At 43.1% G+C, this 16,272-nt stretch carries 8 protein-coding genes; all 8 read right to left on the reverse strand.

Annotated elements, in window-relative coordinates:
- Position 1: 1 nt before the first annotated feature.
- Complete coding sequence (locus B3297_RS02795) at positions 2–2,587, reverse strand: alpha-amylase family glycosyl hydrolase (RefSeq protein WP_070567391.1); 2,586 nt, start codon at positions 2,585–2,587, stop codon at positions 2–4.
- Between the two features lie 195 nt (positions 2,588–2,782).
- Positions 2,783–3,793 (reverse strand): LacI family DNA-binding transcriptional regulator, encoded by a 1,011-nt coding sequence (locus B3297_RS02800; RefSeq protein ID WP_070567394.1) that lies wholly within the window; start codon positions 3,791–3,793, stop codon positions 2,783–2,785.
- A gap of 201 nt (positions 3,794–3,994) precedes the next feature.
- Entirely contained in the window at positions 3,995–5,278 is a 1,284-nt protein-coding gene (locus B3297_RS02805) for a Gfo/Idh/MocA family protein (RefSeq protein WP_070567396.1), read from the reverse strand.
- A 109-nt stretch (positions 5,279–5,387) separates the two neighbouring features.
- Complete coding sequence (locus B3297_RS02810; protein ID WP_286778386.1) at positions 5,388–7,229, reverse strand: alpha-L-fucosidase; 1,842 nt, start codon at positions 7,227–7,229, stop codon at positions 5,388–5,390.
- 53 nt (positions 7,230–7,282) lie between these two features.
- Positions 7,283–8,248 carry an SGNH/GDSL hydrolase family protein gene (locus B3297_RS02815; protein ID WP_083296006.1) on the reverse strand — a complete coding sequence of 322 codons (966 nt, stop codon included), beginning with the start codon at positions 8,246–8,248 and terminating at the stop codon, positions 7,283–7,285.
- 29 nt (positions 8,249–8,277) lie between these two features.
- Positions 8,278–10,920: an alpha-L-fucosidase gene (locus tag B3297_RS02820; protein WP_070567400.1), complete on the reverse strand. Its 2,643-nt coding sequence runs from the start codon at positions 10,918–10,920 to the stop codon at positions 8,278–8,280.
- A gap of 27 nt (positions 10,921–10,947) precedes the next feature.
- Positions 10,948–12,708, reverse strand: a complete 1,761-nt coding sequence (locus tag B3297_RS02825; protein ID WP_232475706.1) for a RagB/SusD family nutrient uptake outer membrane protein — start codon at positions 12,706–12,708, stop codon at positions 10,948–10,950.
- A 17-nt stretch (positions 12,709–12,725) separates the two neighbouring features.
- The gene (locus tag B3297_RS02830; protein ID WP_286778387.1) at positions 12,726–16,229 is read right to left on the reverse strand and encodes a SusC/RagA family TonB-linked outer membrane protein; all 3,504 of its coding nucleotides are present in this window, start codon (positions 16,227–16,229) and stop codon (positions 12,726–12,728) included.
- Between the last annotated feature and the right edge of the window lie 43 nt (positions 16,230–16,272).

Consider the following 16,272-nt stretch of genomic DNA (forward strand, 5'->3'; position numbering starts at 1 on the left):
TTTATTTATTTAGTTTTGTTTTGCTTATCAATTGATACTGCCCAGGTAGGAGACTCAATTTTGACTGGCCAGACCAATTGAGCTCTTTTCCCGTAAAATTATCGACCCACTGCCCCTGCAACGCTGCCGGCAAGTCAAAGTCCACACTTTCTACCCCAAAATTGCCAAGTACCCCTACTTGTTGTCCTTCCTTTTCGAGAACAAAATATTTAACGGCATCTTTCATAGCCGAGGTTATAATTGTCCCGTTTTGGAAAATGCTATTTTTGGTTTTGAAACGCGTGAGTTTGGCGTAAGTCTCAAAGAGTTTTTTGCGATCATCTTGTTGTAGATAACTCCACAACAATGGTTTTTCGCCCGTGCGCCCATTTTCATCGATAGACACATCATAGCCGTATTCGCCAAACTGCCAGATCATCTTAGGTCCGGGCGAAGCCAATAAAAACACGGCGGCCTGTTCCATACGTTTTAATGCCGTGCTGAGGTTCTTAATGTTATAGCTACCTGACGAATTGCCGTAATTCAGGCATTTGAACAGCAGCCGCTGTTCGTCATGGCTTTCCATATAAGACACAAACGAGGGTTGTGTCATGCCGTGGCTCGAAGGGAATAATCTGCCTAAATCCGAGCCGTTGTTGGCATTCCAGCCCATCGCCGCCTCATTGAAGACCCCATTCATGTTGTTCCATAGCAACATCCCCGATTGCGCAAGTTCGGCCTCTTCCTGATCTCCGCCAAGATGTTCGAGAATAATATAACACGAGGGATCGATGCTGCGAATATGCTGCTGGTATTGCTTCAAGATAGCCACACGTGACGCATCGTAAGCATTCCATGCACTTAAATCACTTTCTGAGGTACCCGAATTTTTCTGTGTAAACCCTTTAGATAAGTCAAATCGAAACCCATCAATCTTGTACTCCTGCATCCAATAGGTCAAAACATCCTTGACAAAAGTCTGCGTGTAACTACTTTCGTGGTTAAAGTCAAAGCCAACATTGAACGGATGCTTGGCAACCGTATTGAACCAAGGGCTATTGCCAGCGACGTTGCCCTGCTCAAAATAAAGCTGTACTAGCGGGGACTGACCAAAAGCATGATTAAAAACAACATCCAAAATCACGGCAATACCATTTTCATGACAAGCATCTACGTATGCTTTCAAGTCGTTTTTTAAGCCATAATATTTATCCAAAGCGCGGTGGAAAGAAGGGTTATAACCCCAGGTCGAATTCCCCTCTGATTCCTGTACAGGCATTAGCTCGACCGCATTTATACCCAGCCTTTTTAAATAAGGCAAAGAATCTTTCAATGTGGTATATTGATGTTGTTTGACAAAATCACGGACCAAGAGTTCGTAAATAACTAAATCACCTTGAGCTGGCTTATTAAATAGCGTGGTTTTCCATGAATAAGACTTGGCTGGGAGATCCAATACCCCAACTACTCCCTGCGCAGCAGCGGGATAAGCAGGTACAGCCGCCGCGGTCAGTCCGAGTACGGCATCGTTTTGCGGATCAAGAATCAGCTCAGCATAGGGGTCGGCGATATTCAGTTGACCGTCCACCAAAAACTGATAAGTCTGTTTTTTAGAGAAATCCAGATTCGATACGGTAACCCACCAGGTTTTTCCATCCGGTGTCTGGCTCATCGCATAGGCTGGTAATGCTTTATAGTTATTAAAATCGCCCAAGACATACACACTCGTTTTTAATGGTGCTGTGAGCGCAAAACTGACCTCTCCTTTTTCCCTGTTTATGGTTGTTCCGTTTGCATTGACGCCTATCGGGAGTGCAGCGATGGTAGGTTTTGATTGCACAAATAACTGTGCTTTACTGAAATATATTTTGCCCCCGGCCTCAAGACGTGCTTCAAGCTCGTGCAGGCCATTGCTCTGTAGGCTGAGCGATTTTTCTAATGACAGCCCAGCAGAAGATTCAGCAAGCAATAAACCATTATCCCAGATACTGATTTTTCCGGACTGCGTTGCCTGTACTTTTAACTTCAGATTATCCCCAACGGTGTACATCTGCTCCAGGGTAATTGGATCTGTGGGTTGCAGCGTAGGCGAAACAAAACGAATGGCCTGTGTATTGCTCGTTACAAGAGGAAGAAATAGATCTGAATTATTTTTGTTTCGTTGGACCAGCGACCCATCACCATTGCGGACTAAAAGTGCCATCTGACCAAATTCTCCGCCATTAGTCAGGTTAAAAAATTTGGAGGGGGTAAATGTGAATGAATATAAACCAGCAGAAATAAATTTAAGTTTATAAGCATTGTCATTCTTTGACCAATCTGTTGCTACATGTTGCCAGCTGCCCCCATTGACAGGAATCAATCCGGCGTGTAAGTAAAGGTCGGTAGTACTACCTTTTAGAGCCGCATTTCCTTTCGAAAGATCAAATTGAAACGTAATTTCCTGATCCCAATAGATAAATGGGGCGGAAAGATTGAGCAAACCAGATCCCTGCTGTTCAATAACAGGAGGTTGCTCGACATCCACGATATCTTTCTTATTTGCACATGATGATAATAGGACAATCACCCAGAGATACCCTATTAAACGAGAGATATGCTTCCCCATCGATAATTAGCTTTACTTGGAATCTGAAATTGGGAACGTTCCCGAAATCAAGGTAAAAAGAAATCGCTTGTGGCGATTTGCTGGATTTCCCTATCCAATATTTTATACAAATTGATTATTTAAATACTTTCGGGAATGTTCCCGAAAGTATTCAAAGCTAAATAATGTGATTACAAAAAACAAATATTTTTTTTCTTATTTCAGGCTAGATTTTTGAAAAATAAGCTGGGAATCAAGGTAAACCGAATTAGCAAACTTACTATTTTCAGGGTCTTCCATCTTATCCAATAGGTATTTTGTTACTAATTGGCCCATTTCATAGGCTGGTTGTTTCACTACGCTCAGTGCCGGGTCAATCAGATCGGCGATATCCAAACAAGAAAAACAAATGATTTTAAGATCTTCCGGAATACGAATTGCGAGCTGCTTGGCGACCCGTATACTTGAAATAGCAAGACGTTCTACCGAGGCAAATATGGCATCGGGTTTCTCCTGTTCGATCAGGTAGGCGATATCTTTCATATTCTGATCAGCATCATTGACCGTATCCAAAATAAGCGCTGGTCTGATCGGAATCCCCACTTCCTGCAGCGCCTTTTCGTAACCATCTTTACGTACCTTACCGATGGAGACATTCGGATTGATTGCAAGATAAGCGATCCGCTTACAGGCATTATCGATCAGGTGTTTGGTTGCCAGGTAGGCTGAATCAAAGTCATTACCTGTAATATACCCCCCCTTCCAATCGTCATAAGCACGGTCAAAAAACATGACCGGTATTCCCCGTTCCGCCAAAAGTTGCAAATGCGAATGGTCTTTCCCCTCACCCGAAGCCGAAATGATAACGCCATCCACCCGCCCATTGGCCAGTGAACGTACGATTGAGGCTTCATTTTGCACCTGATGATCCGTCACATAAATTAAGGTATGATAGCCCTTGGAACGCGCCACAGCCTCAATTCCTTTGATGGCTTGCGAGAAAAACTTATTGCCAAATTCGGGAATAATAATCGCAATGGTCAGACTTTTATTTGCCTTTAGACTACTCGCATAAACATTTGGTGAAAAACCGATTTCTTCGGCCATAGCCAGAATCCGAGCTTTTGTCGTTGGATTAATGTCCACATTATCCCGAAACGCACGGGAAACGGTCGATTTTGACAAGCCGAGCTTTTTGGCCAGATCTATTATTGTTAATTGCGACATATCAAGATTCCCTTTGCTGTTCGAATGTAATAATTGTTGGATACAAATAAAGCAATTATCTGTCCAGAATAGCAAATTTTCTTTTTGTCCTCTTTATTTTAAATACAAGTCTACATTGTTGTAGAAATATTGATCTATAAACAAAACAGGCTTAGCAAATATGCTAAGCCTGTTTTTATCATTAGTCGACCATTTTCTTGATTAGAACTTTCTAAAATCCCATTCTCCGCGATAAGGGCGGCTACGCATGAGGTTAGCATAATCATTGTCGAACTGTTCCTTTTGTGGATTCCATTTTAAATCCTTTTGAAGTTCATAGGCAATGTTGATGGCATTGCAAACAGAGCTCGTTCGATGGCCTATTTCAACATCACAGATCGGCTTACTTCTTTTTTTGATCGCGTCTACCCAGTCCTGATAGTGATTATCACTGTAATACAGGCGACGATCTGTGGAGCTCAATTTAAGATTGGCCAAATTCTCGGGATTCGAACGGATAAATTCGCGGCTTACTTCAATCTTACCTTTTTCACCAATAAATTGAATCGCGTTATGTACGCCCCATTGCACATGGTTTACCCGAACTCCATTGGCATAGTTAAAGGAAAGCCCGCTATTGCTATTTGCTGCTTTAGGTGGATTGAATTGCACCGGGCCAGATTCGTCCATGCCCAACGCCCATTGCACAATATCAAACATATGTGCTCCCCAATCGGTAATATAACCACCGCCGAAATCACGGTAACCACGCCACCAAGCCCATTTATCATCCTCAAGCGGTGGGCTTAAAATCGGGTTATAACCGCGGTAAGGTGAAGGTCCTACCCACATATCCCAATCCAAATAATCCGGTGCTGGCATAGCTGGTAGGTCGCATTGTTTGACCGGTTCGCCCACAGACACATTAATTTCTTTTATTTTGCCGATATAGCCATTGAGCACCAGTTCTGCGGCTTGTCTAAAATTATAGGAAGAACGCTGCATGCTACCTGTCTGAAAGACACGTTTATATTTGCGGGTTGCATCGACCATTGCTCTCCCCTCGGCAATGGTAAGCGCCAGGGGTTTCTCACAATAAATATCTTTGCCGGCCTTAGCTGCATCAACAGCAACCTGTGCATGCCAGTGATCTGGTGTTGCAATAACAACAGCATCAATATCTTTCCGATCCAATAGTTCGCGATAATGGTGATAGGCCTTGATCTCAGTCTGTGCTTTTGACAATTCCGTTTGCTTTTTCCCTGTCGCAGCAATAAATGCGGCCAACTTCTTACGGTCCACATCGCAGGCCGCCAGACTTGCGATTTCCTTGCAGCGATTGAGACCGTTCATCAAAGTATAGGATTGTTTTCCGACACCGATAAATCCAAGATTGATACGATCACTTGGTGCAAGAAATCCATTTCCGCCTAACACAACGCGCGGGACAATTGTGAAAGCCAAAGAGGATACAATCCCCTTGGCTATAAAATCTCTTCTTTTCATTTTTTACTGTTAGTTTATTTTTCTGCTCGTCTTTATAGACACTTATTCGGTCCTCGGCGGCAAAATTGTTTATGTATGGATGATTTGTCTAGGCTTTCTCAAAAATAGTTTATTCTTGAACCGGAACCAGTGTAATTGACGCAATCTCAGGTAATGCATCGCCATCAATTGCCGTAGCCTGCAGCAGCACTTTTGTACTTGGCTCTCCGATCACTTGCTGTGATACTTCTATTGTTCCCATGACCGCTTCCTTAAATGCAGTTCCATTTTCATTTATAAAGGCGAAAGGAATCTTTTGTCCAAGAGCGGTTAGCAAAATTTTGCCCTGATGTTTAGGATTAGGTAGATAATTGAGGAGTACTCGGTATTTACCCGGTTTCTGAATTTTAATATCCCAAATTACTTGATCGGCAAGATCTTTCCATTGACCAATGGCGTTCGGGCGGTTTGGATCATGGGTATGTGCACCAATAATTTTTAATCCCTTTCCTTCCTGTAATTTTGCATTATTTGCGTTCATCACGATACGTCCATCTGCCTGTGTTTGGGTCAGGCTTTCCTCAACAATTGGCTTTCCCTGGATTTCGACCACAATAACCTTCGGTCCTTTCTTATTGTCGAAGATATCGACAGGAATTGCTGGTCTTCCGTTTTCTAAAGTGGATTTTAAGTTCATTTTAGGTGAAGCTAGGGCGTAGACAGCCGTCACTTTATTTTTGATGGGCAGATTTATTTTTCCATCGGCCGGACGATCAAAAACATGCAGATACAGCTTCCCATTTTTTTGGGTACAATACCCCCAATCCAAGGCTTGGAAAGGACTCGCGGTGGTACCGTAAATAGATTCGCCATTGACCTTCATCCATTCCCCGATTTGCTCCATAATCCGCACCGCAGGTTCAGGAATGGCTCCGTCACCATCGGGTCCGACATTTAACAGGAAATTTCCCCCTTTACTCACCGTTTCCACAAATAATTGCATGATCTTGGGAAAGCTTTTCCAATTTTGGTCATGGGCGCTATACCCATAACTTTCATTCATGGTATGGCTTACCTCCCAGTACATACCCGGCAAACCTGTTGGTGGAATATATTTTTCGGGAGTTCCGATATCACCGTTCTTATTTTCGAGTCCGTTCCAAAATCGATTATTGATAATAATATTAGGCTGCCATTTGATCAGGTCTGTCAAAATATGCTTTGTCCCCCAGGCTTCCCCCTCATGCTGTTTACTGCTGAAATCGGGCCACAGCACGTCCAGCCGCCCATAGTTTTGTGCAAGTTCCTTGATTTGCCCATAGAGATAGGCTTTGTAACGTTCATGATCTGGCTGATGCTTATTCACATTCGGGTTCAGCTGAAAAGCTTCATAAGAATCGGGATGCTGCCAATCCAAGAGCGAATAATAAGCTCCTACTTTCATTCCCTCCTGACGGAAAGCATCCATAATTTCGCGGTAAAGATCTCTTCCTTTCGGCGATAAATTTGCCGTACCCGTAACATCATTTTTCAAAGCATAAGGTTGCTGGCTATTGAACAGGCTAAAGCCTTCGTGGTGTCGGGAGGTCAGTACCATATACTTCATTCCCGTTTTTTTCGCAAGGCGTGCCCAGGACTTTGGGTCAAAAGAACCTAAAGTAAATTTTGGTTTCAGTACTTCGGCATACTGCTTACTGGGAATTTTCCCCCAGGTTTGTATCCATTCGGCATAATGTTGTGGATATTGTTTCCCTTCAAAAGAACCACCTGCAGCACTGTACAATCCCCAATGGATAAATAACCCAAAACGGGCCTCTTTAAACCATTCCATACGTTTATCTTGCGTCTCCTGCCAACCTGCAACACCTTCATACGGTGGCGATTTGGTATGTGAAATAGCAACATCGGTCATACACAGCAACATTCCCACAGCTGCTGCACACTTCCATTTAAAAAAATTGATTTTCATCATGATATAGATTTATACATAAAAGTTCATTTATTCAGATTGCAAGCTATCGCCGATCAGAAACCCAACGCTTTAATTTCATCCTGAATAACAGCATATGCTTTGCTTGCATCTTCTACTGGAATTCCCTTGGATAGTCCAGGTCGTTTATGACCTGTATAGGTGAGCCATGCGTCTTTCATCATCGTCTGCCTTTTCAAAACAAGCGTATATAACTGGCGAAGTTTTGGTTGACTGCGCAAATTGTCATCCCATGCGCTTTCAATCGGGAAATCAGGCATCAGGTGCTGTACTATTTCCTTAGCCATTAGCCAATGCCCCAACTCTCCGGGGTGCACCCCATCTGCGGCCAGTTTAAACTGAGCGTCTTTCTCGATCTTAGCTTCCAAGTAACGACGCATGGGAAAATGCAGGTCTATGATTTCCCAGGACTGCATCTTGGCATAGCCGATAAGCCATTCGGCATAACGATCCAATACTTTATTGTAGCCATTGAGCCGAAGCTGCGGATCATCATGCACTGGAGGTGTCATCCATAGGATGCGTTTGACGCCCTGATCGACCAAACGTTTGTGCAAACGGATAATTCCATTTTTATAGGCTTCAAAACGGATAGCATCAAAAGGGAGATAAATGCCGTCATTCATACCGTAACAAACAAAAACAACCTCAGGTTTTATTTTATCAAGCACATTGTCCAGTCGATCAAATAGACAGGGGCGTGGAAATTTTCCATCGGCATGATTCGGTTCACTGAGTCCAGAAACGGTCTCACTTGGTAAGCCCGAATTAATAAACTGAGGTTTCCTTTTCGGGTGACTGCTCAGGAATAGACTTTCTGTCATAGCGACATATTGCCCCGCGTAAGTAATGCTATTGCCTAAAAAAAGTACTTTTTGTCCATCGTCCCAGCGAAAATTATCCGTTTTTTTTTGTCCAACCGCTTGCACATACCATATACTAAAGCAGAGCAATAATGGCAAAAAGCGTATTTTTTTTGTTTTTAATAATAGATTCAACATCGTTATAATTGATAAAGCTAATAGCGGGATTAGCTTAGTTTTATTTTTAGCGCATAGCCCAAGCTGCTGTTTTGTATCTTCTTGGGTAATTTCAATTGCAATCCATGGTTATCCTGCTGGAAATCGATCCGACCAAACCCTAGAATTTCCACTGATTTCACTTTAGCCATATTTTGGTTCAGGGACTGTACGTTGACGATTCCATCTTTGGGTACTACAAGAGCCATCGCATATACAAAATCATTCTTCTGTGTAAACCAAAAATCCAAGGCTGTAAAAGATACTTTAAATCCTTCCCTTTCCCGTTGCTCGGTATCTGTTATCCGAACTGTTGTTGGTCCCTCATGCGAAATGGTCCAAGGCGATGTCCCATAAACCGCTTCGGCATTGCGCCGCAACCATTTCCCTAAGATAGCAAGATTTTTCTTTACCGGTGTGGCTACATTTCCTTGTGCATCTGGACCAATATTAAGCATATAATTTCCTCCTTTACTGACAATTTCAAGGAGCCAATACCTTAATTCATCCACATTTTTCCAATCGTGGTCATAAGATTTATAGCCCCAGGAATGGTTGAATGTTCCAATGGCTTCCCAAGGTCTGGTAAAACGCTCAGAAGAGTCAGGAATCCGATTATCCCCAGGAATGGCATAATCGCCCATACCATTGCCAATTCGCTCGGAGACAATAACACGTGGATTACAATCATACACAGTTTTATAGAACCGAAAGCTCTGTTCTGCAGTCATCAATCCCGGCATATCAAACCAGATATATTTCAACTGTTTAAACCGCGTCAAAATTTCCTTTACCTGAGGAATTGCTTTTTCGTTGAGATACGAAGCGAAAGAATTTTCGCTGGGATCCCAAAGATTGACACCGAAAGCATCGGTTTTGGCATGAACAAGATCATGCTGTGCCTTTGTTACCGCATATTGCCCGTCGCTACCATCCCGCCAGTCGATATTCTGTGAATAATAGATACCAAAATCGAGTTTATGCCGAAGACAAGCATCATAAAGTTCCTGAATGATGTCGCGTTTAAAGGGCGTAGCCTGTTTGCTATTGAATGAACTAACCGTTGAACCATATAGGGCAAATCCGTCGTGATGTTTACTCGTCACAACAAGATACTTCATCCCTGCAGCTTTGGCCATTTTAACAATTTTATCGGCATCAAAAGATTGCGGGGAGAATTGATCAGCCAATTTTGCATAAGTAGACCGAGGAATTTTTGCAACCAGTTGAATCCATTCAGCAACACTCGGGCTACCCAAATCTTCCATTTTTTGCCCATTCCATATACCTGCCGGAATAGCATACAGCCCCCAATGGATAAATAGACCAAATTTCTGCTGCTGAAAATCTTTTAATGCCTTTGCCTTCTGTCTATTCATCTCCCCCCATTCGTTCATCAATTGTGTAAGCTGATGGTTTCGCTTGTTCCAGCGCATTAATGCTTCTAGATAATAATAATCTGCGTACACTAGCGGGACGTCAATCTCCCCTTTATGCGGAATACTGCCTACACTATGTTTCAGCACAAACAAACCGTTTGCTCCAACCGCACTGGAGTACTGCGGTGAACCCAATGAGCGCAAGATCGCTTCGGCGACATCCAAATATTCCTGTCGTTGTCCAGTTCCCATGTAGTCAACCAGTTCCAGCAATGCCGAAGCAGTAACCGCTGCTGCCGACGCATCCCGTGGAATAGTCTCAAAATCTGCTTTGCGATAATTCCAGTTTGGGACAAATCCAGCTTGATTTACATCGAAGTCCCATTGTGGCACCTTATCTTGAGGCAGGCGCGGATGCTTTATATAAAACTCAGCCATTTTTAGCGCAGCCTGTAAAAACTTAGGGTCCTTCGTTTCACGGTACATCACGACAAACCCATACAATCCCCAGGCTTGCCCTCTAGCCCAAGCTGAATTGTCCGAAAAACCCTGTGCCGTTTCCCGGCTCAATACAGCACCGGTATTGGGGTCATAGGTAACCACATGATAAGAACTGTAATCTGCGCGATATTGATTTTTCAGCGTCGTTTCGGCGTGTCGAATAGCGGCATTACGATAAACAGAATCCCCGGATAATTTGGAAGCTAAAAAAAGAAGTTCCAAATTCATCATATTGTCGATAATGACAGGGAATTCATACCTATGTTTACCATCCCAAGAGGAAAAGGTATCCCAAGACTTAATTGCACCAACCTTCGGATTGAAACGTGTCAATAGCGATTTGGCGCTCTGGATTAAAATTGATTTGAATGTAGTATCACCAGTTAACCGATAGGCATTTCCATAACTACAGTTCATCACGAAACCAATATCATGGTGCTGCGTATTATATTGATTTTGGCGTAATGAATTCGTCCATTTTAGTGCAGCGTCCCGCCATTGATCCTTGCCGGTATACTCAAAGACATACCAAAGGCAGCCTGGCCAAAAACCACCCGTCCAGTCCCGGATATCAGTAAAAGTTGTTTTCCCCTTGGGATCTGCCGATCGTGGATACTTACGCAGATCGCTATGATCTTTATACAACAAAGCGTACTGTCGCTGAGCCAAATCAAATCCTTTTTTTACCATATCGCTTGTATCCGCACGTAGAAAAAAAGGATGAAAAAGGCTCAAAAAATAAATAAAGTATAGGCTATATCTAAAAAAAATCATGTTTAGGTTCATTTTATATCCATAAAACTAATCGATCCAACCTGGGTTCTGCACCAGGTTCACGTTCATCTGTATTTCTGAGGTCGGGATAGGCCATACGTTCAAAAAGTCACCCTTATAGCTATAATTCCCAACATTTGTCCCCCAAACCTGCTTACGTCCATTGCCTGCTTGAAACACCTTCTCTTTCCAGGTTCCCCAGCGCAATTCGTCAAAGTAATTGATTCCCTCATTCGGGAACTCAACCCGACGTTCATTACGAATACGCAGGCGTAAGTCTTCCTTGCCACCGACGGCAGTTGAAGCATTAGCATTTAAAAGTGCTACACCTGCACGCTGACGAACTTCGTTAACTTTTGCTATAGCTTCATTTAGTTTGCCCTCTTCATTCAAGGCCTCGGCCCACATCAATAAAATATCAGCATAGCGGAAAATCGGAAAATCGATAGGACCATAATTGCGATCCACAATCTCATTGACTCCTTCAGCGACAAATTTTCGATAGAAATAGAAGAAATTGATCTGTGTATCGCTCTGAATATCGCCGTCTACCTGTGCCTGCCCGCGAAATGGCCAGCGCATAAATTGAAGACTTTCAACATTCGTAAAATTATAGGCACCCCTAAAAGTCGAATAAGGCGTCACGACATTGGCCTGCAAACGGGGATCACGATTTTCATAGGCTTTTTTTATACGCTCCTCATTGCCTTGCGGTAGGTAAAGACTCATCTTTGCACCTCTCAACGTTGCAGCAGCTTTCTCGGCCTCCGTGAGATTGTTGCGCAGAAAAAACACCTCCCTTTCATTTTCGGTTAAACTACTGTATCCTGGAATAATTTTATCCCATTCAAACTTAGAACCATCGTTATTTTCATAGAGATCGACCAAATGTGGTGAAGGCATGTAATAATTCCAGCCACGCGAATAGACCGAGGGCCAGCCACAAAACAATTGCATATTATTTCCATAGCCTGATTCACTCCGATGCTGAATAGAAAAAATCATCTCAGGACACTGTTCATTAGCTTCTTTAAACAAAGCTTTATAATCTCCGAAGAGTGAGTGGCCAGCATCTTTTACTTTTTGAAAATCTGCCGAAGCTTTTGTCCAATCTTTTCGATAAAGATAAACTTTACCCCGTAAGGCATAAGCTGCCGCCTTTGTTGCATGTCCATAATTCGCATTCCCCGCAGGATAACGATCAGGAAAATTAGTTTCTGCGATACAATCGTTCAAATCAGCTAGGATTTGATTCCAGACATCATCTTCCGAACTACGTCCTTTGACGGCTTCGGCTGCAGTAAACGGCTCAAGGTAGATGGGTACCCCTTTGTAAAGCTGATTGAGCCGAAAATAAAAGTAAGCACGTAGAAATTTAGCTTCCGCAATATATTTCGCTTTCTTTTCTGCTGTAGAAGGTGACTTTAGGGGAATATTCTTTAAGGCATCGTTTGCTCGTTGAATACCTTCATATTGAATCTTCCAAACATTCACAAATAATGGATCGCCGGCGGTGATGGTACCTGTCAATAAGGGTTCATCAAAACGTGCCTGCCCAGTATAGGAGAAACGGTCAAACTGATAAAGTTCATAAGGTGAGATCAGTCCGCTATGCCCCATTAAGAGTCGAAAGGAACTATAGATCCCCGCAATCCCTAAATCAGTTAAATTGTCGGTTGTCCACATCGTTGCGGTGGAGACCGATGAATATGGGGAGGTATCCAAAAGATCTTTTTTGCAACCCAATATACTTGTTAGCAATACAATTGCTATTATTTTTTTCATCATTTTCATTGTCATTCGAATTAAAAGGTAAGATTCAAACCCAGTGAATATTGCCGCATTGAAGGGTAATTTGTTGTTGAACCTATCTCAGGATCTAAACCAGGATATTTCGTAAATGTCAGCAAGTTTTCACCCGCTAAATAGATCCGTAATTTTGCAATTGATAGACGGTTTGCCAAGCTTTCTGGAAGCGAATAACCCAATTGTAGGTTACGTAGTTTCACAAAAGAAGCGTTATACAAATAATAATCACTGGTACGTCCATTCTGTGCATCTGTCACTCCTTTTAAGCGTGGATAATAACCAGCTATCCGGTTGTTGGGATCGGAAGGATTTGCGGCATTATAATAGTAATGGTCATTTGCGACCAATGCCGGTACCGATTTTCCCTGCGCAACGATGGATGAATTGAGATAGAGTTCATTCCAGTAATACGACATATCTGAAGAAGCGGACCAAATCATGGATGCATCAAATCCTTTATAGGCCATATTGATACTGAGGCCGTAATTGAATGCTGGAGTTTCTCTTTTGCCCATAAACTTTTGATCATAGACGTTCCCGTAGATACCATCATCGTTCATATCCGAATAGATCAAGTCACCATACCATATCTTGGTAGGGTCTATGCCATCGGCAGGCTGAAATGAATAGCCAGCAGCGACCATAGCCTTCAACCATTCCATATCCTGTTCCGTCCGGATCATACCGTCGCGTGGCCCTCCATTTTTATCGACAGAACCATCCGCTAAAAAATGGCTTCCCGAACCTCGGTATACATTGTACAAGTAAAATTCATTGATTTCGTGCCCTTCTAAAATACGCTGGTTGACACCGTTGGAAACCATACCGATATTGGACTGGTAAACACGATTACCCGCCGCATCCGTTACATAGCCCTCCGACAATGCTCCTTTATATTTTTCCACCCGATTGGTATTGTAGGCAAAGTTGGCCGAAATTCCATAGTTAAAACCGTTGATTTTATTTTGGTATCCCAGCGTCAATTCAATCCCCCGCTTGCTAACTTCGGCAATATTCATGGTTGCTGCAGTAGCAGTTCCAGTTGTCGCCGGAATGGTCGGAACATATAAGATTCCATCGGTATAAGCACGGTAGGCATCAAATTCGACCGTTAATTTATTTTTCAATGCCGTGGCTGTAAAACCTACATTTGTTGTTGTGGTCGTTTCCCAGTGTAAAAGATCGTTTCCTAGTTTAGTCTGTGCCAAACCACGAACAGCCTGATTATTGAATGAATAGTTTACCGTACCATACGAGGGAAGATGATCGTAATTACCCGGAGAGGCATTATTTCCGGTTTTCCCCCACGAGGCCCTTATTCGCAAGTCATTCACAAAAGCTTTGAGTGGACTCATAAAAGATTCTTCCGAAATACGCCATCCCGCAGAGAATGCCGGAAAGAGCCCCCAGCGTTTGGCGGTTCCAAATCGAGATGATCCATCGTACCGTACCACCGCTTCCGCAAGGTATTTATTAGCGTAAGCATAATTTGCACGACCAAAAAAGGACCGCAAACCGTAGTCAAGCTCATCACCGGTAATGGAACTCATTGTCGTCGCCGAATTAAATGTTGTCAGGTCTGGATGCACAAGCCCAAGTTTGGCCGCTCCGATATTATATTGGTTAAAATACTGTTCATTATACCCCAAAATGCCGCCCACATCGTGTTTACCAAAAGATCCTGAATAACGCAATACATTATCAACGATCACATTGTAGCTCTTGGTTAACCCATACTGGGTGGTTATTTGTCCCGCAGACAGCGCCGCAGTACTTAATTTGTTGGTTGCAAAATTCCATTTCTCATAAGGCACCTGATGCGAATTCGTTTCGGTATAGGCATGGTTATAATTTACCCTGGATTCAAACTCCAAGCCTTTCATGAGATTTAACTTCGCAAATATTGTGGAATTGAATCGATTGACCTGGTTCTTTCCCCCCATCCCATTTAGAAAAGCCAGGGCATTGTTTGCAGTAGCCGATTCTTCGGCAGCAGCCGGGAAACCATAGACCCCGTTGTAAAAAGGATAAACTCCTGGCACGGTTTGGGTCAGGTAAGAATATGCTGTGACCACATCGGCGACACTCAAATTCTGCATATCGCCAAAGGTCTGAGTACCCACAGTTAAAAACTTGGCAACTTTAGACTGTAAGTTAATACGCAGACGTATCTTGTCTGCTCCTGTTTCGGGCATTGTCCCCGGATTGTTGAAATAGCCCACTGAAAAGAGGTATTGCGTCTGTTCGCTGCCGCCATTTAGCGAAAGATTATGATTTTGTAAAAGTTTGCGTTGTCCAAAAAGCACATCACCCCAATTGGTATTTGGATATGCGACTTCATTTGGAATACCAAATTCTGTTAACCCTGTTGGATTTTTCTTCGCTTCTTCCCAGAGGTTGATTGTTGCATCGGTATAAACAGCCGCTTGCCCTAAATTTTTGAAGCCTTCATTAACAAGGCGCATATGTTGTGCGTAATCGGTAATAAATTCGGGTACATTATTGGGGCGCAACATCGAAACCATGCCCGTATAAGACACATTATTTTTTCCCTTGGCTCCCTTTTTTGTCGTAATTAAAATAACGCCATTAGACCCCAAGGATCCATAGATCGCTGCTGTTGCCGCATCTTTTAAAATCGAAATTGATTCCACATCGTTGGGATTGACAGCATCCATAGATCCGACAATACCATCGATCACAACCAAGGGGGACGTATTGTTTAAAGTTCCCTTTCCACGAATCAGTATACTAGCACCGTCTGCACCTGGTTTTCCGGTTGTGGCCTGTACGTTAACGCCCGCCGCGAGTCCAGCCAATGAAGAGCTAAGTGTGGAGGTTGACCTATTCTCGACCGAACTGCCGTTCACGGTTGATACGGCACCAATTACATTTGCGCGTTTCTGGCTTCCATACCCTACGACGACCACCTCATCCAGACCACTTACCTCCTCCTGAAGTACAATGGTTAATTCATCATTTCCAGTGACACTTTTTTCCAAACGTTGATAGCCTACGTTTGAAAATACCAAAGTGCCATTTGGCGTTGGTAACTGAATTGTAAACCTTCCATCCTGGTCCGTGACCGTGGAAATATTAGCTCCCTTCACTGTAATGGTGGTTCCTACCAGGGCTTGTCCTTTACCATTAACGACTTTACCAGCAATGCTCCGCTGCTGGACTTCTTTGCGTTCGGTATTTGGCGGATTTCTTTTGGGTTTTATCACGATCACCTCATCTTTTTTGATCCACTCCAGATCCAAAGGTGCTACGATAGCATTTAATGCATCTTCCAATTTGGCATGCTGTATATTGACTGACAAACGTGCCTGAGCCAATGACTTGCCAGTTAAGAAAAAATTAACACCACTCTGTTTTTGGATATCACGCATCACCTGATTTAAGGTAACGTGCTTTGCGGTTAAGTTTATGGTCTGCGCATTTCCCTCTGCAAACAGCTGCATCGCGGTCAGTAAAGAAATGAGTACGATCAATTTCATAATCAGTATACTTCGTAAAGTTAAACTCCACGGGTGTAGCCTA

The organism is Sphingobacterium sp. UBA3519 (genome assembly GCF_002377215.1).
Classification (GTDB): domain Bacteria; phylum Bacteroidota; class Bacteroidia; order Sphingobacteriales; family Sphingobacteriaceae; genus Sphingobacterium; species Sphingobacterium multivorum.